Genomic DNA, 21,017 nt, shown 5'->3' with positions numbered 1-21,017 from the left:
TGTGGAAGAAAAGCAGCGAAGAAACAATGTAGAAGCCACTATTTTTCAGTTTGTGGTAAACATCAGAAATAAAAAGACTAAATACCGTGGTCTTATTAAAAACCGGATGTGGGCCTTTGCCCGCGGAATGTGGATAAATCTAGTGAGGATAGCCAAAAATATGGAGAAAATGTGTCCATGGAGTCCGGGTAAAGGCCAAAACTCCGCATTTTCTGTGCTTTTTCACCTTTTAAACATCAAAGATTGTTTGATTTTCTCGTTTATCATGGAGCAAACAAAAAACCCCGAATTTGAAGACAAATATAAACTTCTCAGAGCTTAATAAAAATAGGCTTTTTAGAGGTGACTCAATCTTGAATTTTGAACCTTAAATCCTGGATCCTATTTCTCTCCCCCACCTAAAGGTATTTCAAGTCCTGTTTTCCATAAATGAGATCTCTCGTCGCAATATCTTTTTATCAAAAGAAATTGCTCTGTCGAGATGACAACTGGATACAACAGGAAATTGAATCTTGATTTTGAACCTTAAATCCTGAATTAAATCCGGCTTTAGCTCATTGAATCTTGAACCTTGAATCTTCTAAATTGTCATGGAAAACAATTTGGTTTCGGGTTTGCTGCGTTGGAGTAAAAGATCAAATGCCATGCAAATATTTCTCACAAAAGGTCTTCCGCTTTCTTTTACAGTCAGTTCCTCATCTCCAAATTCCAAAAGCCCGTCGGCTTCCATTTCCTTCAGCTTGATAAGTACTTCAGGCAGTTCAGAAAATTTCATTTCTTCCTTTTTCCACGAGGTGTGAAGATTACACATGATGTTGAGGATGTGGCGACGTAATTTCTCGTCTTCGGCAGTCAGAATATGTCCCCGATAAAGAGGCAGCTCTCCTTTTTCAAGGATCTCATAATATTCCTCAATGGTCTTTACGTTTTGTGCAAAACCTGTCCAGCTATCGCTAATGGCAGAAACTCCGAGTCCAATCATCACCTTGGTCTTTGACGAGGTGTAGCCCATGAAATTGCGATGCAATTTCGCGTTTTCCATAGATTTATAGAGGGTGTCTGTTTTTAATGCAAAGTGATCCATGCCCACTTCAACATAACCGGCTTCAAAAAGCAGCTGCTTTCCAATTTCATACATTTCGCGTTTCACAGAGGCAGTGGGAAGATCCTCTTCCTTAAACCCCCGTTGGCCATTTCCTTTGATCCATGGCACGTGTGCGTAGCTGTAAAACGCGATCCTGTCCGGCATCAGCTCCTTCGTCTTGGCAATCGTCTCCCGAATATGGTCGACGGTTTGGAAAGGCAGACCAAAGATCAAGTCGTGGCCCACCGAGGTGTAACCTATTTCCCGTGCCTGTTCGGTCGCATTTTTTACATTCACAAAAGGCTGAAAACGATGAATGGCTCTCTGCACTTCTATATTATAATCCTGCACCCCATAACTCACACGTGTGAATCCAAGTTCGTAGAGTAATTCCAGGTGCTCCTTTTTAGTATTATTAGGGTGACCTTCAAAACTGAAATCGGTATCCTCTGCCCTTTCGGCTTTCTCAAAAAGACCCTCAATAAGGATCCGGAGATTGGCGGGCGAAAAGAAAGTTGGGGTTCCCCCTCCAAGATGGATCTCTTTTATCACCGGCTTTTCCTCCAGCAGTCTTACATACATATCCCATTCCTCCAGCACTGCTGCTATATAGGGAGATTCCACCTCGTGGCGTTTGGTAATTCGCTTATTGCAGCCACAAAATGTACACAGGCTCTCGCAGAATGGAAGATGAATGTACAGACTTATTCCTTCTTCGCTGTTACTCTCCAAAAATGACTTTTTAAGAGTGTCTTTATATGCTTCAACCGTAAATTCGGCTTCGTTCCAGTACGGTACCGTGGGATAACTAGTATATCTGGGTCCGGGAACATTGTATTTCTGAATTAAAGAAGTGCTCATACCTATTAATTAGAATGCAAAAGTAACCGGCCTTTTTTGATTATAACATGATCTAAATCAGGTCAAAATTGTCTGAATTAAAAACCTCCCAAAAATGTCATTTTTGAAGGTTCTTTTCCGTGAGATATTTCCAGTATCGCTTCGGAAGATGTTGTACATGTAATTTAGAATTGGCCCTGCTTTGAATATTGGTGCTGGTGAAATACTGATTCCACAGCTGCTGAAAAGCTATTTCTGAAGTATGGAAAAAAGCTTCGGGGGCGCCTGAAATTCCTATTTGAGGATCCAGGTCCAGGGTGATGTACTTTACTTCTGAAAGATCGAAGGCAATTCCGAAGTTTCGCCTCAGATCATAAATGATCCACTGCTGATCTGCATACCTGCTCTTAAAATGTGCTTTAATAAGTGGCAGCACATTAAAATCTGGTTCTATAGCGGCAAAATAGCTGCCATCCCGGGTAAGCCTGAAGCGTACGAAAGCCTCCATGCGGTGTTTCTCCCGTCCCACCTTTTTAGCGGACTGGGAAACACGTAATACCGCGGGATGGGAAAAATCCCTGTCCACTGCGATCTCTTCGGCTATAACATACCTGATCACAGCCAGCAACTGTAATTCTATCCCTTCGATCTCACTTAAGAAAGCCCATTTGATGTCCCGCAGGCCTGCCGAAGAGGCTTTCTTTTTTAAGGAATTCCAGACTCTTTTCGCTTTAGCAGGATCCGTAATGATCTCCCTGCCTTCTGCGAAGAACTCCTGCTTCTCCCTGCCCGGCGGCTGGATTTCCAGCACTTTTAACCGCTCCTCGTAGCAGGCGAAGACACAGCATAAGAAACCTTCAAAGCTCCCGTCATAATATAAGACAGCCGTTTGTTCCATTAGAAGAGGCTTAATTGTTTCCCTGTGTACTGCCGGAACTTTCCCGAAGAGGTACTCAAAATCACATTTTTGAGATACTCACTCGAAGGTTCATTCACCTCGAATTCCTTGGAATCGCAGGTGATAAAGTACTAGGCCCTGTTTATGGCAATACCGATATTCTTTAAGTGTTCCCAATTAAGCTTCCGGATTTTCCTTGCCTGCAGGATCTTGTTGACCGATTTTTGTCCGATGCCCGGAACTCTCAACAGCAGTTGTTTCTCTACCCTGTTTACATCTACGGGAAATAAATGTCGGTTGCTCAGCGCCCAACTCAGTTTAGGGTCTATTTCCAGGTCGAGATTCAAATTATGCTCGTTAAGCAGCTCCCTCACATCAAAACCGTAAAATCGCAGCAGCCAGTCGGTCTGATATAACCTGTTCTCTCTTAGCAAAGGCACCTGACTTCCCAGCCCCGGCAGGCGTGAGTCTGTGGTTACCGGCACGTACCCCGAGTAGTAGACCCGCTTCATATTATATTTTTTATAGAAGAAGTTAGCCGAATACATAATGTCCCGGTCACTTTCCCCGGAAGCTCCTATGATCATTTGCGTACTTTGACCTGCGGGTGCATATTTTGGAGTACTTCTTATTAATTTGCTCTCCTGCTTATACTGAATGATCTCATTTTTCACCTTTTCCATAGGTTTGATAAAATCTTCGTGTTTCTTATCGGGAGCCAGGAGCTTGAGTCCGGCTTTGGTGGGAATTTCGATATTCACGCTAAGGCGGTCGGCATACAGCCCGGCCTCCCTCATTAGCTCATCGCTGGCCCCGGGGATAGATTTCAGGTGTATATAGCCATGAAGTTCTCTTCCATCCGCAGTTTTTTTGCCACCTGGATAAGCCTTTCCATAGTGTAATCTGCATCCTTAAATATTCCGGAGCTAAGGAAAAGGCCTTCTATATAGTTGCGGCGGTAAAAGCTGATGGTGAGATCAACCACTTCCTGCACTTTAAAGGCCGCTCTTTTAATGTCATTGCTTTTACGGGTCACACAATATGCGCAGTCAAAGATACAGTGGTTGGTCAGGAGGATCTTGAGGAGAGATACACAACGGCCATCGTCGGTATAGGAATGACAGATCCCCATACCCGAAGAGTCTCCCAGGCCTTTAGTAGAATTTTTTCGTTTGCTTCCGCTTGAAGAACAGGAAACATCATACTTTGCAGCATCGGCCAGGATGCCGAGCTTCTCCTTAATCCTGTTGTAATCCATTTACAGCTTTTCAGCAAAAATAGGATTTATTCCTAATTAATGGATTATTTCCGAAGTTAAAATTTAGAACTGTTCCACAGTTTCAATGAACCCCTTTCGCAGTCCCAACCAGAGAAAGTTCCAGAAGGAGCGCTGCTTATTCCGTTCCACCTGGATATGGTGTTCCTGCTTCCCGGCTTCGCCTTTATTTTCCACCAGTAAATTTGCCAGGGCACTTAAAATATTCCTCTTTTTTGTACCATCATCTTTTAATAATTCCACCTTTAGGGAATCATAATCCATTGTAAAATCTCCTTCCATGACATCATCATTTCCATAGAAATTAAAGGAAATGTCGTTGATCTCCCCGCGCACCTGGAAATCCATGACAGGTATGATAAAAGGATCCAAAGCTTCTCCCTCAATTTCCCCCAGCCCTCCGGAGGCCCGGAATGAACTCAAGTCGTCAAAAACAGGAAAATCAAGTTCAAGAGTGACCAATGTTCCCCGCATAAAATTGGCCTGCGCAGAGACTTTAGGCTCCGGCAGACTATCCCTAAGATTATTTAAATGGTTGATCTCTCCTTCTACCCCGGAAAATCTTATCACCCCCGCCTGCCGCCCTTCCTGAACAAGTTCCTCGTAAATGATCTCGCTATTTTCCACCTGTACCTGCTCAAAATTTAATTTCACAGCAGCTTTTCTGAGCAATTCTCCATAAAGAGGTTTTCTCCTGGTATCATCAGCAAGAAGCTTATTTCTATAGATTTCAAGAAAGGCTTCAGAAATTACCATTTTTGGCTCAGTAAGATGAAGCGTGTCGTTTAGCTTGTTAAATGTCAGGTTCTGTAGTGTGATCCTTGGAATTTTGAGGTCGATGCGATCCTTTTCATAAGGAATATTACGGTCGAATTCAGGTTTTGGATAAAATGAAGCGATTTTGAAGTCGGAGACTTTTACTCTTCCATCTTCGGCTTCTGCCGATCCTATGTTTATGTAATGTTCGGCATTCATTTTAAGCCACACAGAATCGAGTTTCACTTTATAAGACTCAAACTGCAGATTTCCCATGTCCTCACCCGGCTTAAGATTTACTTCCGGAAAACGGAGATAAACAGAAGCATCGGCCGTGTTACTCTCTTTACTGCTGAAGGTTCCGTTTGAAAGAAAGAATCTTTTAATTTTCACCTGTTCATCTGAAGACTTTTTCTCGCCCTTTTTTCGGTTTCTAATCTGAACGATTTCCGGCTCCTGAACTTCGAGCTCATCTATTACCAGCGCTCCGTCAAAAAGAAGTTTTGAATAAGAGACACCTTTAAAAATCACCTTTTTGGCACCTATAGAAAATTGATCCTGCGAGGTTTTTAAATCTTCCAGGCGGTAACGGTTGAAGTAGATATTTACATCCAGGTCTGCATAGGAAACATCGGAATCAAGCTCCTGTAATCGACTTTCGACCTTTTGCTTCACAAAAAGATTAAGCAGATACAATAAAAGGATTATTCCAAGTGGTAAGGCTATAAAAAGAAGAAGCTTTTTCCGGTTCACAAACAAGAGTTTAATCTGAAGATACTAATTTTCCCTAAAAGAGCTTTTAACAGTTGTCCTTCTTCGGGAGATCGACCAACAAGACACGCCTGATCTTCTTCTTAAATTGTTAAAATTGGACCGGAACTGTATCCCGCGAAATCACTAAGAACTCCTAATTTTTTCACAGAGACTACCGGGTCTTGTTAATTCTTTGCTAATCAACATTCTGTTAGAACATTTTTAACACGTCAAACTGTAATTTAGGCCCTGTAAGAATAAAAGATTAACCCCAAAAACAGACCTTATGACATCATTTCAACCCTCTCAAATTATAGAAGAATTTAAAAATTTCGTAAATATCAGTTGTACTGACTGTGATACAGATATAAGTAACTACAGTTCTCTGCACAAAGGCATTATAAAAATGTATTTTGCCGCCCGTAAAGTAGAGATCGACTATCAAAATCATACAGTAAAAGCAGAAATTCCGGTGTCTGACCATGAGTATACCACTGTGAATTTTGAATGCCAGGACCTTAACAGGTTTCTTTCCTCCTGCGTAAAATCAGACAAGAGAAGTCTGCAGTTTTACCAGAGTGCCCTTAATTATTACAACCATATACCCGGGTCATTAACGCAGGTTGCATAGAGTAAGAAATAGTCTAAAGGTTATATAGAAGCTTCGGAGTAAAAACCGGAGCTTTTTTTATTTGAAGCGGGAAGGTCCCTTATGGAAAGGAGGAATGGAATTAGGCTAAAAAACAAAACCCCGAACTCTCGTTCGGGGTTTTTCATTTCAGTTGGCCTACTAGGGCTCCTCTCGATTCAGCCTACGGCTTCAATCGAGACAGGCTTCTCGCCCTCACCCTTGTAAAAACAAAAAACCGAACTGTTTTCACAATTCGGTTTCACATTTACTTTGTTGGCCTACTAGGGCTCGAACCTAGACTCTTCTGGACCAAAACCAGACGTGTTGCCAGTTACACCATAGGCCATTGCTGTAATGCGGATGCAAATTTAAAACAAACTTTCTGTTGTACAAATATTTTTTCCGAATTCTTTCCTATTAATTAAAAAATCTATTTTCCATTCAAAATCCGGACTGGAATACAGGAGGTTGCACCCTCTCTTATTCTAAGAAAAATCAATGATAGCATCGGTTCCGGGAAAATATCTGCTTTTAAAAAGCGTTCTACTTCCAATTTCTTAATTATTCTTAAATTCGCCACAGTTCTCAAACTCACTTCTATGACCGATCTTAACTTTACCAGGTGGAATAAAATTCTGGGCTGGTTTGTTTTTTTTATAGCTCTTACAACCTTCTGGCTTACCGTTGAACCAACCGTGAGTTTTTGGGATGCAGGAGAATATATCTCCACTTCGTCCAAACTGGAAGTAGGTCATCCTCCGGGAGCTCCACTCTACCAGATGATGGGCGCCTTCTTTTCTGTATTTGCGAGTGAACCTTCACAAATCGCATATATGGTAAACCTCATGTCGGTTTTCGCAAGTGCTTTTACCATCCTGTTCATGTTCTGGTCTATAGTTCTGCTTTTACAAAAGGTCACCGGTCCCGCTTCTGAAATATCGGGAGCAAAAAAAGTAGCAGTTCTTGGAAGTGCCGCTGTTGGATCCCTGGCCTTTACTTTTACCGATAGCTTCTGGTTCAACGCGGGCGAAGCCGAAGTATATGCAATGGCCACTTTTCTTATGTCCATTCTGTTCTATCTTGGCCTTTTGTGGGAAAGGGATATGTTTGCTCCCCGGGGTAACCGCTGGGTCATCCTTATCTCCTTTATTGTAGGTCTTTCCTTTGGGGTTCACTTTATGGGATTACTCACCATCCCAGCCATCGGCTTCCTTTATTATTTTAAAAATTTCTCTAAGATCACGGTAAAGAATTTCATTATTGCCAACATCGTGGTGGTGGCAGTTCTTATGTTCATTTTTAAATTCCTTTTACCCTATTCCCTGAAGCTCTTTTCGGCCACAGAAGTCTTCTTTATCAATTCTCTTGGGCTTCCGTTCAACTCAGGAACCATCTTTACCGGTCTCGCTCTAATTGCAGTATTTTATTTTGGTCTACAGTACACCAGGCGCAAGCAGTATTTTCAGCTTAACACCTTATTGCTATGTATCCTGTTCATTTTTATTGGATTCTCTTCCTGGATCATGCTTCCTATTCGAGCTAATGCGAATACGGTGATCAATGAGAATAATCCTAATAATGCCAGGGAGTTACTGGCTTACTACAACAGGGAACAATACCCCGAGACCCATTTATTTTACGGTCCACAGTTTACAGAGATCTACGGCGGACTGGATAAAAACAATCCTTACATAGATGACAAGCCTAAATATGAAAAAGATGAGGCCGCTGGCAAATATGTGATCGTAAACAATTATAAGAATGCCAAGCAAAACACAGATGATGCTCACAAAGCTGTCCTGCCCCGCATGTGGAGTACAGAACATGCTGCTAATTATCTGGATTTTACAGGCCCTCTTAATTTCACGATCAAACCTGAATACCAGCAGGAAGAACAATTGCTCAATGCAGTAAATGAATTTAAACGCAACTATAACCTTGGCGGGGTAGACAACCAACAATACGATCAGTTTTTGCGGCAGTTCAGAGAATATATTATTGTTGAAAAACCTTCATCGGGATCGAATATCAATTACCTTTTTGAATACCAGATGGGCTATATGTACTGGCGCTACTTTATGTGGAACTTTGTAGGCCGTCAAAATGATATTCAGGGAAAATATACCGATCAAAACGGGAACTGGCTAAGCGGGATAAAATTCATTGATGAAGCCAGACTCGGCAACCAGGACCAGCTACCTTCAGATGCCAGGAATAACCCGGCGCGAAACACCTATTATTTCCTCCCCCTGCTGTTAGGACTCTTAGGCCTTGTATTCCATTTTTCAAAAGATAAAAAGAACTTTTGGGTGCTACTGGTCTTCTTCCTGTTTACAGGTATTGCACTTAAGATCTACCTTAACGAAAGACCATTCGAGCCAAGGGAAAGAGATTATGCTCTTGTAGGATCCTTCTATGTTTTTGCAATATGGATTGGTTTTGGCGCTTACGCCCTCTTTGATATGCTAAAGGATCATTTAAAGATGAAGGTCGCAGCTCCTGTAGCCATAGTGTTGTCTCTCCTCGCAGTTCCTACTGTGCTGGCGGCAGAGAACTGGGATGATCATGACCGTTCCGACCGGTATACTGCACTCTCAATGGCAAAAATGTACCTGGACAGTCTGGATGAAAATGCCATAATTTTCACCATTGGTGATAACGATACGTTTGCCCTGTGGTACGCACAACAGATCGAAGAATACAGAACCGATGTAAGAGTAGTTAACACCAGCCTTTTTGCTACCGACTGGTATATAGATCAAATGAAGCGGAAAGCTTGGGAGAGCGACCCTATACCCGGCCAGCTGGAACATGAGCAGTATCGCTATGGCACCAATGACGCCGTATGGTACCAGGCGATTACGCAGGACACCATGAATATAAAGAACTGGATGAACTGGATCGCCAGCAGTGATCCGCGGACAAAAGCAGAGTTGATGAGCGGACAAACCGTGAGTACTTTCCCCACAAAGAGCATCCGGGTCCCTGTGAATAAAGAGAATGTATTGGAAAATGACATAGTTAAACCACAACTAGCCGATGAGATTGTAGATGAGATCATCATAGAGCTGTCTGGAGACATCATTTATAAAAACAGGCTGCTTATGCTGGATATCATTGCAAACAATGACTGGAAGCGACCTATTTATTTCACTGGCGGTAGTTTTGGTGATGATGATTACCTGTGGATGAAAGATTATTTACAGCTTGACGGAGTGGCTTATAAACTCGTTCCAATAAGGACTCCGGTTAACCCGAGAAATCCATTTGACATGGGCCGCATAGATGCCGATAAGATGTATGACATAGTGACCGGATGGTACTGGGGTAACTCGGGAGATCCCGACATCTATTACGACACTGAAACCAGAAAGAATGCCATTACTTACCGCAGCAATCTGGCGCGCCTGGTAGAAGCTCTTATCAACGAAGGTAAGATGCAACGGGCAGAAGACATTCTTGACCTGGGCATGGAAAAGATGCCGGTGGAGCATTTTGAATATTACACCCTGCTGGAACCTTTTATTGCAGGTTATTATGAAGTGGGCAATAAAGAAAAAGCACGGAAACTCTGGCAGCAGGTAGCCACCAAGTATCAGGAGAACCTTACTTATTACAGTTCCCTGGATCTTGACCGGCAATTCACCCGCGGAAATGAGATCGTAACCGATATTGAGCGCTACAGAAGTCTTGTGGATCTTATGATCATAAATGATTCTGAAGAGATAGCGAGGGAAGAAGCAGATAAGTTCAACAGGTACCTAATGCTGTTCAGACACTTTTACGGGGAACCCGATGCACCCGAAGATTTACCGGAATCAAATGCCGATCTGCTTCCGCAGGAGATAAGAGATTCCCTGTAGCATAATTCAATGAAAGAACGTATTCCCGGATTCGTAAAATGGATCTATCCTAAAAGGATCTGGGAAGCGCCTGCCGAAGACAAAAGTATTTATCTCACATTTGATGACGGCCCTGTCCCGCAGGTAACCCCATGGGTACTGGAACAGCTTAAAGCTTTTGATGCCAAAGCAACGTTCTTTTGCATTGGAGAAAATGTGCAGAAGCATCCCGATATTTTTGGAAAGATCATACACGAAGGTCATACAATTGGCAATCACACCTACAATCATCTAAACGGGTGGAAGACCGGAACAGACGAATATCTTCTAAACACTTTAAAATGCCAACAGGTAATTCAAAAAAATCATCCTTCTAAAAAACCTCTCAAAAATCCCCTTTTTCGGCCTCCTTATGGAAAGATAAAAAACAGGCAGGCGGGAGAGCTTCAAAAAAGGGGTTTTAAAGTTGTAATGTGGAGCATTGTGAGCCTGGATTACGACACAAGAATTTCTCCCGAAAGATGCTATCACAATGTTGTGCGAAATGCGCGACCGGGAAGCGTGATCGTATTCCACGACAGTTTTAAGGCTGAACCAAATCTTTTGGAAGTTCTACCACGAATTCTGGAGGTTTATAGCCGGGAGGGATTTATTTTTAAAGCTTTGTAAAAGATCACGGTTTCTCTATGGAATATCCTTACAGTTAATTCAGAAACAAGTGCGCACATAAACTCAGCAAGAGAACATTCTTAAAAATTTATTAAAAATATCATAATTTCATATCTTGTCACCCGGACCAAACCAGTTTTCATGAAATCAGGCTTATATCTTTTCATAATAATTCTTCTCTGTTCTTCATGTAGTACAGACGATTCTGGAAATTCTGAAGTTGAGACAGTTCCTAAGGAAAAGTATTATCATAATCCTAAAACTTTTTCGACCCAGGCCGATGTGGACGACTTTGCTAAACAAGAATATAATGTTATTACAGGAAATCTGGTATTTATAGGAGAATCTATTACAGATTTATCGGGCCTTAAAAGTATCCATAGCATACGGGGGGATCTGATGATTTTGGCCACCAGTATTGAGAATCTCGACGGTTTGGAAAATGTAAATCTTATAGATAAGGCCGGAATAAGCCTTAATAAAAATTCGCTACTAAAAGACATTAGTGGTCTAAGAAGTATTTCTGTTCTTCTATCATATCTAGAAATAGAAGACAGCCCGGAGTTAATTACTCTTACTGGTCTTGAAGGAATCGTAGGAGTAACTCATAATTTGTTTTTAACTGATCTTCCAAAGATAAAAAGCCTTGATCCACTTAGCAAAATAGGCAATCCCCTTTTACGTCTTACTTTAAGCAACTTAGGAATAGTAAATACCAACGGAGTGTCAAAAATTCCATCAGTAGAGAGCATGTATGTTTTGGGCAACCCATACCTTTCTAATGCAAACTTCACAGAACTTACCAGAGTAGACAACCTTAATATAGGTGGGAATCCTCTTCTTGAGGACCTAAGTGGGCTAAATAATCTTCAACAAGCAAATGAATTAAATATTATAAATAATACAAGTTTAAAAAATCTGGATGGGCTGAACAATCTTGACACCTCAGAAATTTTAAATATGAAAATTTGGAATAATATAGAACTGGCTGATTATTGTGGCCTGCGCGATTTGGCCGCTAAGGGAAAACTTGCTTTAGAAGCCAGGGACAATTTGTATAATCCAACGTCAGCTCAGGTCGCGGGGGACGAGTGTAATCTGTAGAAATATAGTTTTTTAGAAGATAATTCCTGGGACTGGAATCAGAATATAGTGCGAAATGCGCGACCGGGATGCGTGATCGTATTCCACGACAGCTTCAAGTCAGAACCAAATCTTTTGAAAATTCTACCACGCCTGTTAGTATTTTTAAATGAGAAAGGATATCATTTTAGAAATCTCTGATCAGTCTTAATAAGAATCCAACAGGTATTTTTGTTTATGGTGATCATTTAAAAAATCTCCGTTTACAACGACCGGATGGAATCCTGGCAAATAATTTTCTAACTTAGGACAATCTAAATTATTTGTTATGAGCAACTTGAGAAAAGAAGATATTAGTCAGGAGGTATTTGATCTATATGATGATTACGCCCATAACAAGTTAAGCCGAAGGCAGTTTATAGAAAAACTCTCTGTTTATACTGCGGGAACCGTAACGCTTGGCTCCCTTTTGAGTTTTATGTCACCAAATTACGCAACCACCGCCACAGTCCCCCAAAATCATCCTGATATTGATTCAGATTATATTACTTATAATTCTCCCAAGGGAGGCGGAACTATAAAAGGGCTTTTGTCTGCACCAAAAAACAAGAGCTCAAAACTTCCGGGGGTGATTGTGGTGCACGAAAACCGCGGACTCAATCCTTATATTGAAGATGTTGGCCGCCGCACTGCATTAGACGGTTTTATTAGTCTGGCCCCCGATGCCCTCTCACCTCTTGGCGGATACCCCGGAAATGACGACGACGGGAGAGAACTTCAGAAAAAAAGAGACCGCAATGAAATGCTTCAGGATTTTATCGCCGCATATGAATATCTGCGATCACATCCCGATACAAATGGAAAAGTAGGCGTTGTAGGATTTTGTTTTGGCGGCTGGATCGCTAATATGATGGCTGTAGAGCTACCTGATCTTGGAGCTGCAGTTCCTTTTTACGGCGGACAACCTCCTATAGAAGAAGTGGCTAAAATTAACGCCCCTTTACAAATACATTATGCAGGTCTTGATGAACGTGTAAATGCCGGGTGGACCGAATATGAGAGAGCTCTAAAGGAAAAACAGAAAGAATTTTCTGTTCATTTTTATCCAAATGTAAACCACGGTTTTCACAACAACACCACTCCGCGCTATGACGAGGAAGCAGCAAAACTTGCCTGGTCAAGAACCATCGATTTCTTTAAAGAAAAACTGAGTTAGTACTCCCGTTTTGGGAAGCTCAAATATACTCCTGCATCAAACCAATAAGCGTATTGGCATCCTGCTCCCCGCTTTGCCTCCATTTCATCTCCCCTTCCTTGTAGATCATTAGGGTGGGAAGACCTTTCACCCTTAAAGCTTCGGCCAGTTCAGAATTTTTATCGACATCGATCTTGATGATCTTTGCCTTGTCGCCCATCGCGGCTGCAACATCTTTTAAAACCGGATGCATAGCTTCGGAAGCTTCATTCCAATCTGTATAGAATTCCAGAAGGACCGGAATCTGTAAGTCAATTAATTCCCCAAATTTTGACATATATCTGAAATTAATTTAGCCGCAGCCGAGACTTATCTCCTGCAGCCATATCAAATATAATCAAAAGTTTGATTTATACCGGCTTAGAGCCTTTTCTGAGTTCAATTACAGAAACTTCGGGCCATATTCCTACTCTGCCGGGATAGGCTAAAAAGCCGAAGCCGCGGTTGACATTCAGAAATCTTCCGGCTTCTTCATAAATTCCGGCCCAGTGCTCATACCTGTACTGCACCGGGCTCCACCTGAACCAGCCCGGAATCTCAATCCCGAATTGCATTCCGTGAGTGTGACCACTAAGGGTAATATGGAATTTCTTCCGGTCTTTTTTTACTTTCTCCTGCCAGTGTGAAGGGTCATGCGAGAGCAGTATCTTAAATTCTTCTTCTGAAAGTGCTGAAGCAGCCTTGTTAAGATCGCCTACCTGTTTAAATCCGGCACCCCAGTTCTCCACTCCTACGATGGCAATAGAGTCTTTACCACGGCTGATCTTTCTGTGCTCATCAAGTAATAAATCCCACCCCATCTCGCTGTGCACATTTTTAAGAGCATCTAAATTTGCCTTTTTTGCCGCTGCAGATTCCCAATTTACGTAGTCGCCATAGTCATGGTTGCCGAGTACAGAAAAAACTCCGTCGCGCGCCCTTAGTTTACCAAAAGCATCTTTCCATGGTTCCATTTCGGAAGCTGTATTGTTCACCAGGTCTCCTGTAAACATTATGGCATCACTTTGTTGCTCATTGATAAGCTCTATCCCATACCGTATCTTTTCGGGATTGTCAAAACTTCCGGAGTGGATATCACTAATTTGAGTGATCCTGTATCCATCAAAAGCATCGGGCAGGTCCTCAAAATGCAACACATATTTTAGTACCTTATAATTGTATCGTCCCCGGTACATTCCGTATAGAAGGGAGGCGAAAGGAATAGCCGCAATCCCCAAAGCTAACTGGCTTACGAATTTGCGTCTTGAAGGCAGGGAATATTCCTGATTTGTCTCATTCAGCTTCTGAAACCCGCTCACTACAAGTCTGACAATATCCTCTCCAAAGAGCAGTACGAAAAGAATGAGCTTAGGGGCAAAAAAAGCCAGGAAGAATCCTATTGCATAACTACGGGCTCCGGTTAATCCCTGTTTTTCGGGAATATTGAACTGATAAAGTAAATATGCCAGCACTCCCAGGGAGAGAAACAGGTAGATAAAATAGATCCAGGAATGTCGGGTGATGGTCTTGAACGCCTGATAGGCATAAATATCAAGAACAATATATATGATGAGAAAAATGATCCAGCGCATGTAAAATCTTTAGGCGGCAAAGATACTGCTAAAGCCTTGCCAAAAATTCCTTCTTACCAAAGCTTTATGTAATGGTACAATAGAGAATACTAAGAGGGTGGATCATGACTAACAGCAGGAGGGAGTACCAATAGCTGCAAAAAATATCACCAAATTATGACGAAGGTCAGCTGTTTAAGACCTGTTTGGGGGCAATGTATGCCTACATATAACTTCATTTCTAAATCTGTTTTCATACTTTTACAGCCCTGCAGTTTTAACTAAACTTGAAAAGACGCCATTTCATAAAGAATACCTCGCTCAGCGGAATTGGAGTCGCAGCAGTTTCTCCGTTCATTAATTATTTAAACCTTTCAGAAATGGGAAATTTTGATCCTGTTTGTATTGCAACCTGGAGTTTCCCCAATGCCAGCCGAAAGGCAGGGGAATTATTAACCGCAGGGGCAACGGCACTCGATGCCGTGGAGCAGGGAGTTATGGTGGAAGAAGCAGATATAAAAAATACCACCGTAGGCAGAGGTGGCGCGCCAGACAGGGAGGGAAATGTCACTCTTGACGCATGTATCATGGACCCTTCTGGTAAGGCAGGAGCAGTAGTTTACTTTAAACATCACACCCACGCTGTTTCTGTGGCAAGAAAGGTCATGGAGGATACTCCGCATGTCATCCTTGCAGGAGAGGGTGCAGATCAATTCGCCCGGCAACAGGGATTTAAAAAAGAAGATCTGCTCACCGAAAATTCAAGAGACGCTTTTAAGGAATGGCTTAAGACAAAAGAATATAAGCCTATCATAAATATTGAAAACCACGATACTATTGGAATGCTGTGTCTCGATTCTCAAGGCGACATAGCAGGTGCATGTACCAGCTCCGGATTGTCCTATAAAATGAACGGCCGGGTTGGCGACTCTCCCATAATTGGAGCCGGACTCTTTCTTGACAACGAAGTTGGAGGTGCCGTGGCAACAGGCATGGGAGAAGCAATTCTCAAAAGTGTAGGTTCTTTTCTTATCGTGGAACTTATGCGCCAGGGGAAATCTCCTCAGGAAGCCTGCGAGGAAGCTATTTTAAGGATCATCAAACAAAACTCAAATTATAAAGAATTCCAGGCCGCTTTTATCGCCATCAATAAAAAGGGCGATGTAGGTTCATCCTGCATTCAGAAAGGCTTCTCTTATATGGAATACAGAGGTGGCAAAAATGTCAATTTCCCAAGTAAATTTTATCATTAGAAATGGAAAACACAAGAAAATCCTATCGCACCGCATTTATATTCGTTACAATCCTGTTCTTTCTCTGGGGCTTTATTACCGTCCTGGTGGATTCCCTTATTCCGCGATTGCGTGAGGTTTTTACCCTCAGCTATTTCCAGGCAGGAATGGTACAATTTGCCTTTTTTGGAGCCTATTTTCTTTTATCCATCCCTGCAGGTTGGCTACTCTCAAAAATTGGATATAAAAAAGGAATAGTCTTAGGCCTTTTGACCATGGCCACCGGATGTTTGCTTTTCTGGCCCGCAGCATCCTACCGGGTATTCGGGATCTTCATGGTTGGTTATTTTATCCTGGCGGGAGGGATCACTATCCTGCAGGTAGCAGCCAATCCATATGTGACCATCCTTGGACCTGAAAAAACTGCATCCAGCCGACTCAACCTGTCGCAGGCTTTTAATTCCCTGGGGACCGCTATTGCTCCTGCTTTGGGTGCTCTTTTTATTCTTAGTGACAAGGTGATGACAAGGGATGAGATTGCCTTTATGACCGAAGCCGAGCGGGTGAAATATTATGCTTCAGAAGCTGCTGCCGTGCAAACTCCTTTTCTGGGAATAGCCGTGTTTATTATACTTATTGCTTTGGTATTCACATTTGTTAACCTTCCGAAGGTTACAGATACCGAAGCTTCCAATGATTATGGCGTAGTTCTCAAGAACCGTAATCTGGTGATGGGTGCCTTCGGAATATTCTTCTACGTAGGTGCCGAGGTCGCCATTGGATCTTATATGGTAAATTACTTTTTAAGTCTTAACCTGCCCGATGTGATACGGGAGACCCCGTTCATGCGAACTCTGGCAGAGTATATTCTTACTTCGGGAGTGACCACCTCCACAGATATGGCAATCGTGGGAGTATTTGTGACCTTCTACTGGACCGGCGCAATGATTGGACGATTTATAGGTTCCTATCTCACCAAGATCATCAATCCGGCTGTTGTACTGACTGTTTTTGCCGCCTGTGCTATTGGCCTGGTACTAATTTCCAATCTAACTACAGGACTGGTAGCCATGTGGTCTCTCATTGCGGTGGGACTTTTCAATTCCATCATGTTCCCTACTATTTTTAGTTTGGCGCTGGATGGCCTGGGTGACAATAAGCCTCAGGGATCTGGAGTACTTTGTACGATGATTGTTGGAGGTGCAGTTGTACCTCCTGCCTTTGGATACCTTACAGATTCCTTCGGATTTAATCTTGCTCTTATTCTTGTAATGCTTTGCTATGGATACATCATGTTCTACGGCTTTAAGCACAAGAAAACTGAAGTAGCCGTTTAAGGGTTTAAGGTATAGGGAATAAGGTATAATGTAATTGCAGGTTGCAAGTGGTTGCAAGTTGCGGATTGTAGCTATTGCCTGATGCCTGTTGCCAGTTCCCTGTTTGCCAGTAAACCATTCAAAATTCAAGATCCAGCAGTTTCTTTAATTTTCTGATAACTGAACATTGAACCACTAAACTCATACTTCTAACTTCTAAAATCTAACTATTGTTTTACTGCCAACTTTAAAGCTATGCACTGCAGACTTTTTTCTGACCACTATCATAAGACTTAATTAATATTGTAATCACAACCGGAAATATTTCGCCCCTCCGGGGCTCTTTTTGGAGGTGGCACTTTTTGATCCCGGGTTTACACCCCGGGCTACCAATATTTCGCCCCGCTGGGGCTGGCAAAAGCAGAAAATCGAAAATTGTACTTCTAAAATCTAAATTCTATCTTCCTGAAAATCCATTTTCCACGGTAGCTCCACTGTTCATCGGGGTCATACTGACCACCGACCACTGGCCACTGATCATTGTTCATTGTTCATTAATCTTTGATCAATCTCAATACTCACTACTCACTTCTCAATACTCATTTTAGTTTTGTAATTTTAGCCTTCCAAAATTTTTTCCATGGCCGAACAAAAACGCTTATTCCTTCTAGACGCATACGCCCTCATCTTTAGAGGATATTATGCTTTTATAAATAACCCGATCGTCAATTCCAAAGGCCAGGATACCTCGGCTATAATGGGTTTCATGAATTCTCTTTTTGATGTGATAAGAAGGGAGCGGCCAGATCATCTGGCGGTTTGTTTTGACAAGGAAGGAAGTGTGGTGCGAACAGAAATGTTCGTAGCTTACAAAGCGCACCGCGATGCAACACCCGAACCTATCATGCAGGCAATTCCTTATATACAGAACATTCTTAAAGCCATGCATATTCCGGTGGTGGTTCTCCCCGGTTGTGAAGCCGATGACATTATTGGAACCCTGGCCAAACAGGCAGAAAAAGAAGGTTACAAAGTCTTTATGGTCACACCCGACAAGGATTTCGCGCAGTTGGTTTCTGAAAATATTTTCATGTACCGTCCTGCCCGTATGGGTAACGGAATTGAGATCTGGGGGATTCCTGAAGTTCAGAAGAAATTTGAAGTGGAGCGGCCCGAGCAGGTGATAGATTACCTCGGAATGATGGGTGATGCCGTGGACAATATTCCCGGATTACCCGGAGTGGGTGAAAAAACAGCAAAAAAGTTTCTGAAGGAATTCGGAAGCATGGAAAACCTCCTGGCCAACACAGATAAGCTGAAAGGTAAAATGCGTGAAAAAGTGGAAGCCAATGCAGAACTTGGCCGCATCTCCAAAAAACTGGCAGCCATAATGACTGATTGTAAGGTGCAGTTCCACGCCGAAGATTACGAGCTTTCCATGCCCGATTCAGAAAAGGTACAGGAGCTTTTTGAGGAATTGGAATTCCGCCGCCTCAAAGATCAGTTCCTAAAGCTTTTCTCAGGCGAGGAAACAGCAAGGCCTACCCAGGTCACAAGCACCCCAACAGGCAAAGCCCAGGCCCAGCCGGCAGGAGCAGGCCAATTTTCCCTTTTTGGAGGGGAAGCTACAGAGAGCCTGGAATCCTTCTCGGGAAGAAAAACGATCAAAGAGGTGCCGCATGTATATCAAAGTGTGGCTTCAGGCATGGCAATGCAGCTCTTTCTTCAGAATTTAATGAAGCAGAAATGTGTGTGTTTTGAATTCACCACTACCGGACTCAATCCGCTTTCCGCGGAAATAATTGGAGTGGCATTTTCCTGGGAAGCCGGGAAAGGATTTTACCTTCCCCTTCCCGAAGATCGTACCGAAGCCCAGGCGGTAATAGAAAACCTCCGACCTTTCTTTGAATCTGAAAATATTGAAAAGGTGGGCCAAAACCTGAAGCATGATATCAAGGTACTGGCGAAGTATAATATAAAGTTCAGAGGTCCCCTTTTTGACACTATGCTGGCGCATTACCTAATAAACCCGGATATGCGTCACAGCCTTGATGTACTTTCGGAAACTTATTTGAACTACAGCCCAGTATTTGTGGAAGAGCTTTTGGGTAAAGGTAAGAATCAGAGGTCTATGAGGGACATTCCGCTGGATAAGCAAACGGAATTCAGCGTAGAAGATGCCGATGTGATCCTTCAGCTAAAGCAGCATTTTACGCCCGAACTCAAGGAAGCAGGGACAGAGAAATTGTTCAATGAAATTGAGATTCCGCTGGTACGGGTACTGGCCGACATGGAAATCGAAGGGATAAGACTGGATAAAGATTTTCTGGCAAGCCTTTCCGAAGCATTAGAGAAAGATATAAGCAGCCTCGAAAAAGACATTTTTGAGACCGCAGGAGAAGAGTTCAATATTGGTTCCCCAAAGCAACTGGGAGTTATTCTTTTTGAAAAACTTAGACTGGTTGAAAAGCCAAAAAAGACAAAGTCAGGCCAATATTCTACGGGGGAGGAAATTCTCTCTGCTCTGGCTCCACAGCACAATATTGTAAGGCAGGTACTGGATTATCGCGGACTCGTGAAACTGAAAAACACCTATATAGACGCACTGCCCCTGCAGGTAGATGAAACTACCGGAAGAGTGCATACAGATTATATGCAAACGGTTGCTGCGACGGGTAGATTAAGTTCGAATAACCCCAACCTGCAGAATATTCCTATAAGAACCGAGAGAGGACGGCAGGTGAGAAAAGCCTTCGTACCCCGAGATGCAGATCACATCCTGCTGGCTGCCGATTATTCTCAAATAGAATTACGAATTATTGCTTCTTTGAGCAAGGAAGATAATATGATCTCAGCTTTTCAGCAAAAGCAGGACATTCATGCCTCAACTGCTGCAAAGGTCTTTAATGTTCCTATTGAAGAAGTGACCCGGGAACAGCGAAGCAATGCCAAAACGGTAAACTTCGGAATTGTGTATGGAGTATCGGCATTTGGGTTGAGCAACCAGACGAATCTTTCCAGAGGCGAAGCTAAAGACCTTATCGATACCTATTATAAGACCTATCCGAAGCTGCGGAATTTCATAAGTGAACAAATAGATTTCGCTAGGGAACATGGATATGTTCAAACGGTTTTAGGAAGAAGAAGATATCTAAAGGACATCAATTCCCAGAATGCCGTAGTGCGTGGTGCCGCCGAAAGAAACGCAGTGAACGCACCGATCCAGGGAAGTGCCGCCGATATTATAAAGCTGGCAATGATCAATATCCATAAAAAGCTGGAGGAAGGCAACTACAGAACAAAGATGCTGCTACAGGTGCATGATGAACTTGTCTTTGATGTTTACAGACCCGAGCTGGAAAAGATACAGAATCTCGTAAAAAGCGAAATGGAGAATGCCTTTACAATGGATGTCCCGCTCGATGTAGATCTTGGTGTGGGAGAGAATTGGCTGGAAGCACATTAAACAATTCAAGGTTCAAAATTCAAGGTTGGGAATAAAATCTAGAACTAAGAACCAGGAGCCAAGACTTTTGTCTGAATAAACTTATAAATGTTTAAAAATCAAGGTTTAACGAATAATCACTGAAACTGTCATCTCGACAGAGCATTTTCTTTCGAAGAAAGGAGATGTGACGAGAGATCTCATCAGGATTTTTTACGATGCCTGTTAATTATTGTCCCCGGTTGCCTGTTTTCATAGTTGAAAAGTTTGTGAAAAAGGGCAACCAATATCAGGCTTAGTTAACTGGATTTGGAATTTCCTGCTTGGAATTCGGTGCTTGGAATTTGGTGCTTGGAATTTGGTGCCTGGTGCTTGAATTTAAGCTAA

Annotated in this window: 14 protein-coding genes, 1 tRNA gene and 1 pseudogene; 9 read left to right on the top strand and 7 right to left on the bottom strand. The window is 42.5% G+C overall.

The window, feature by feature from the left end; all coding sequences use genetic code 11:
• Window positions 1-322, top strand: a 322-nt coding sequence (locus G564_RS20510; RefSeq protein WP_029038274.1) for a hypothetical protein, incomplete at its 5' end; no start/stop codon positions are given.
• A 258-nt stretch (window positions 323-580) separates the two neighbouring features.
• Here G564_RS20510 and hemN read toward each other — a convergent pair.
• From hemN to G564_RS0114365, 4 genes and pseudogenes are all read right to left on the bottom strand, one after another.
• A complete protein-coding gene (gene hemN, locus G564_RS0114380) occupies window positions 581-1,945 on the bottom strand; it encodes an oxygen-independent coproporphyrinogen III oxidase (protein WP_029038273.1) in 1,365 nt (454 codons plus the stop codon).
• A gap of 97 nt (window positions 1,946-2,042) precedes the next feature.
• The gene (locus G564_RS0114375) at window positions 2,043-2,822 is read right to left on the bottom strand and encodes a TIGR03915 family putative DNA repair protein (protein ID WP_029038272.1); all 780 of its coding nucleotides are present in this window, start codon (window positions 2,820-2,822) and stop codon (window positions 2,043-2,045) included.
• Window positions 2,822-4,080: pseudogene (locus G564_RS19385) on the bottom strand (putative DNA modification/repair radical SAM protein). The gene G564_RS0114375 and the pseudogene G564_RS19385 overlap by 1 nt, the downstream one beginning before the upstream one ends.
• A gap of 63 nt (window positions 4,081-4,143) precedes the next feature.
• A complete protein-coding gene (locus G564_RS0114365; protein WP_156879254.1) occupies window positions 4,144-5,607 on the bottom strand; it encodes a hypothetical protein in 1,464 nt (487 codons plus the stop codon).
• Window positions 5,608-5,893: 286 nt separating this feature from the next.
• Between G564_RS0114365 and G564_RS0114360 the strand changes: the two genes are divergently transcribed.
• The gene (locus G564_RS0114360; RefSeq protein WP_029038270.1) at window positions 5,894-6,238 is read left to right on the top strand and encodes a hypothetical protein; all 345 of its coding nucleotides are present in this window, start codon (window positions 5,894-5,896) and stop codon (window positions 6,236-6,238) included.
• Between the two features lie 273 nt (window positions 6,239-6,511).
• Here G564_RS0114360 and G564_RS0114355 read toward each other — a convergent pair.
• Window positions 6,512-6,584: transfer RNA gene (locus G564_RS0114355), tRNA-Gln, on the bottom strand.
• Window positions 6,585-6,837: 253 nt separating this feature from the next.
• On the opposite strand from G564_RS0114355, the gene G564_RS0114350 reads away from it, so the two are divergent.
• From G564_RS0114350 to G564_RS0114335, 4 genes are all read left to right on the top strand, one after another.
• Window positions 6,838-10,101 (top strand): glycosyltransferase family 117 protein, encoded by a 3,264-nt coding sequence (locus G564_RS0114350; protein WP_029038269.1) that lies wholly within the window; start codon window positions 6,838-6,840, stop codon window positions 10,099-10,101.
• Between the two features lie 9 nt (window positions 10,102-10,110).
• Window positions 10,111-10,749 (top strand): polysaccharide deacetylase family protein, encoded by a 639-nt coding sequence (locus G564_RS0114345; protein WP_037374075.1) that lies wholly within the window; start codon window positions 10,111-10,113, stop codon window positions 10,747-10,749.
• A 141-nt stretch (window positions 10,750-10,890) separates the two neighbouring features.
• Entirely contained in the window at window positions 10,891-11,853 is a 963-nt protein-coding gene (locus G564_RS0114340; protein ID WP_029038267.1) for a hypothetical protein, read from the top strand.
• A 307-nt stretch (window positions 11,854-12,160) separates the two neighbouring features.
• The gene (locus G564_RS0114335) at window positions 12,161-13,048 is read left to right on the top strand and encodes a dienelactone hydrolase family protein (RefSeq protein ID WP_029038266.1); all 888 of its coding nucleotides are present in this window, start codon (window positions 12,161-12,163) and stop codon (window positions 13,046-13,048) included.
• A 19-nt stretch (window positions 13,049-13,067) separates the two neighbouring features.
• On the opposite strand, the gene G564_RS0114330 is transcribed toward G564_RS0114335, so the two are convergent.
• Together G564_RS0114330 and G564_RS0114325 are read right to left on the bottom strand one after the other, a co-directional pair.
• Window positions 13,068-13,364, bottom strand: coding sequence for a thioredoxin family protein (locus tag G564_RS0114330; protein WP_029038265.1), 297 nt, complete (start codon window positions 13,362-13,364; stop codon window positions 13,068-13,070).
• 73 nt (window positions 13,365-13,437) lie between these two features.
• Window positions 13,438-14,658: a metallophosphoesterase gene (locus G564_RS0114325; protein ID WP_029038264.1), complete on the bottom strand. Its 1,221-nt coding sequence runs from the start codon at window positions 14,656-14,658 to the stop codon at window positions 13,438-13,440.
• 266 nt (window positions 14,659-14,924) lie between these two features.
• On the opposite strand from G564_RS0114325, the gene G564_RS0114320 reads away from it, so the two are divergent.
• From G564_RS0114320 to polA, 3 genes are all read left to right on the top strand, one after another.
• Window positions 14,925-15,890 (top strand): N(4)-(beta-N-acetylglucosaminyl)-L-asparaginase, encoded by a 966-nt coding sequence (locus G564_RS0114320; RefSeq protein WP_029038263.1) that lies wholly within the window; start codon window positions 14,925-14,927, stop codon window positions 15,888-15,890.
• Between the two features lie 2 nt (window positions 15,891-15,892).
• Window positions 15,893-17,206, top strand: coding sequence for a sugar MFS transporter (locus tag G564_RS0114315; protein ID WP_029038262.1), 1,314 nt, complete (start codon window positions 15,893-15,895; stop codon window positions 17,204-17,206).
• Between the two features lie 619 nt (window positions 17,207-17,825).
• Window positions 17,826-20,651 (top strand): DNA polymerase I, encoded by a 2,826-nt coding sequence (polA, locus tag G564_RS0114310; RefSeq protein WP_029038261.1) that lies wholly within the window; start codon window positions 17,826-17,828, stop codon window positions 20,649-20,651.
• Window positions 20,652-21,017: the final 366 nt, after the last annotated feature.

Source organism: Salinimicrobium xinjiangense DSM 19287, assembly GCF_000423585.1.
GTDB classification, from domain to species: Bacteria; Bacteroidota; Bacteroidia; order Flavobacteriales; family Flavobacteriaceae; genus Salinimicrobium; species Salinimicrobium xinjiangense.
The sequence above is the reverse complement of the archived record's forward strand: the minus strand, read 5'-3'. Positions and strand labels throughout refer to the sequence as shown.

Coding starts and splice junctions, on each gene's coding strand:
- G564_RS0114325 (WP_029038264.1), bottom strand. CDS start 14,658: ATGCGCTGGATCATTTTTCTCATCATATATATTGTTCTTGATATTTAT.
- G564_RS0114335 (WP_029038266.1), top strand. CDS start 12,161: ATGAGCAACTTGAGAAAAGAAGATATTAGTCAGGAGGTATTTGATCTA.
- G564_RS0114345 (WP_037374075.1), top strand. CDS start 10,111: ATGAAAGAACGTATTCCCGGATTCGTAAAATGGATCTATCCTAAAAGG.
- polA (WP_029038261.1), top strand. CDS start 17,826: ATGGCCGAACAAAAACGCTTATTCCTTCTAGACGCATACGCCCTCATC.
- G564_RS0114330 (WP_029038265.1), bottom strand. CDS start 13,364: ATGTCAAAATTTGGGGAATTAATTGACTTACAGATTCCGGTCCTTCTG.
- G564_RS0114375 (WP_029038272.1), bottom strand. CDS start 2,822: ATGGAACAAACGGCTGTCTTATATTATGACGGGAGCTTTGAAGGTTTC.
- G564_RS0114360 (WP_029038270.1), top strand. CDS start 5,894: ATGACATCATTTCAACCCTCTCAAATTATAGAAGAATTTAAAAATTTC.
- G564_RS0114315 (WP_029038262.1), top strand. CDS start 15,893: ATGGAAAACACAAGAAAATCCTATCGCACCGCATTTATATTCGTTACA.
- G564_RS0114350 (WP_029038269.1), top strand. CDS start 6,838: ATGACCGATCTTAACTTTACCAGGTGGAATAAAATTCTGGGCTGGTTT.
- G564_RS0114340 (WP_029038267.1), top strand. CDS start 10,891: ATGAAATCAGGCTTATATCTTTTCATAATAATTCTTCTCTGTTCTTCA.
- hemN (WP_029038273.1), bottom strand. CDS start 1,945: ATGAGCACTTCTTTAATTCAGAAATACAATGTTCCCGGACCCAGATAT.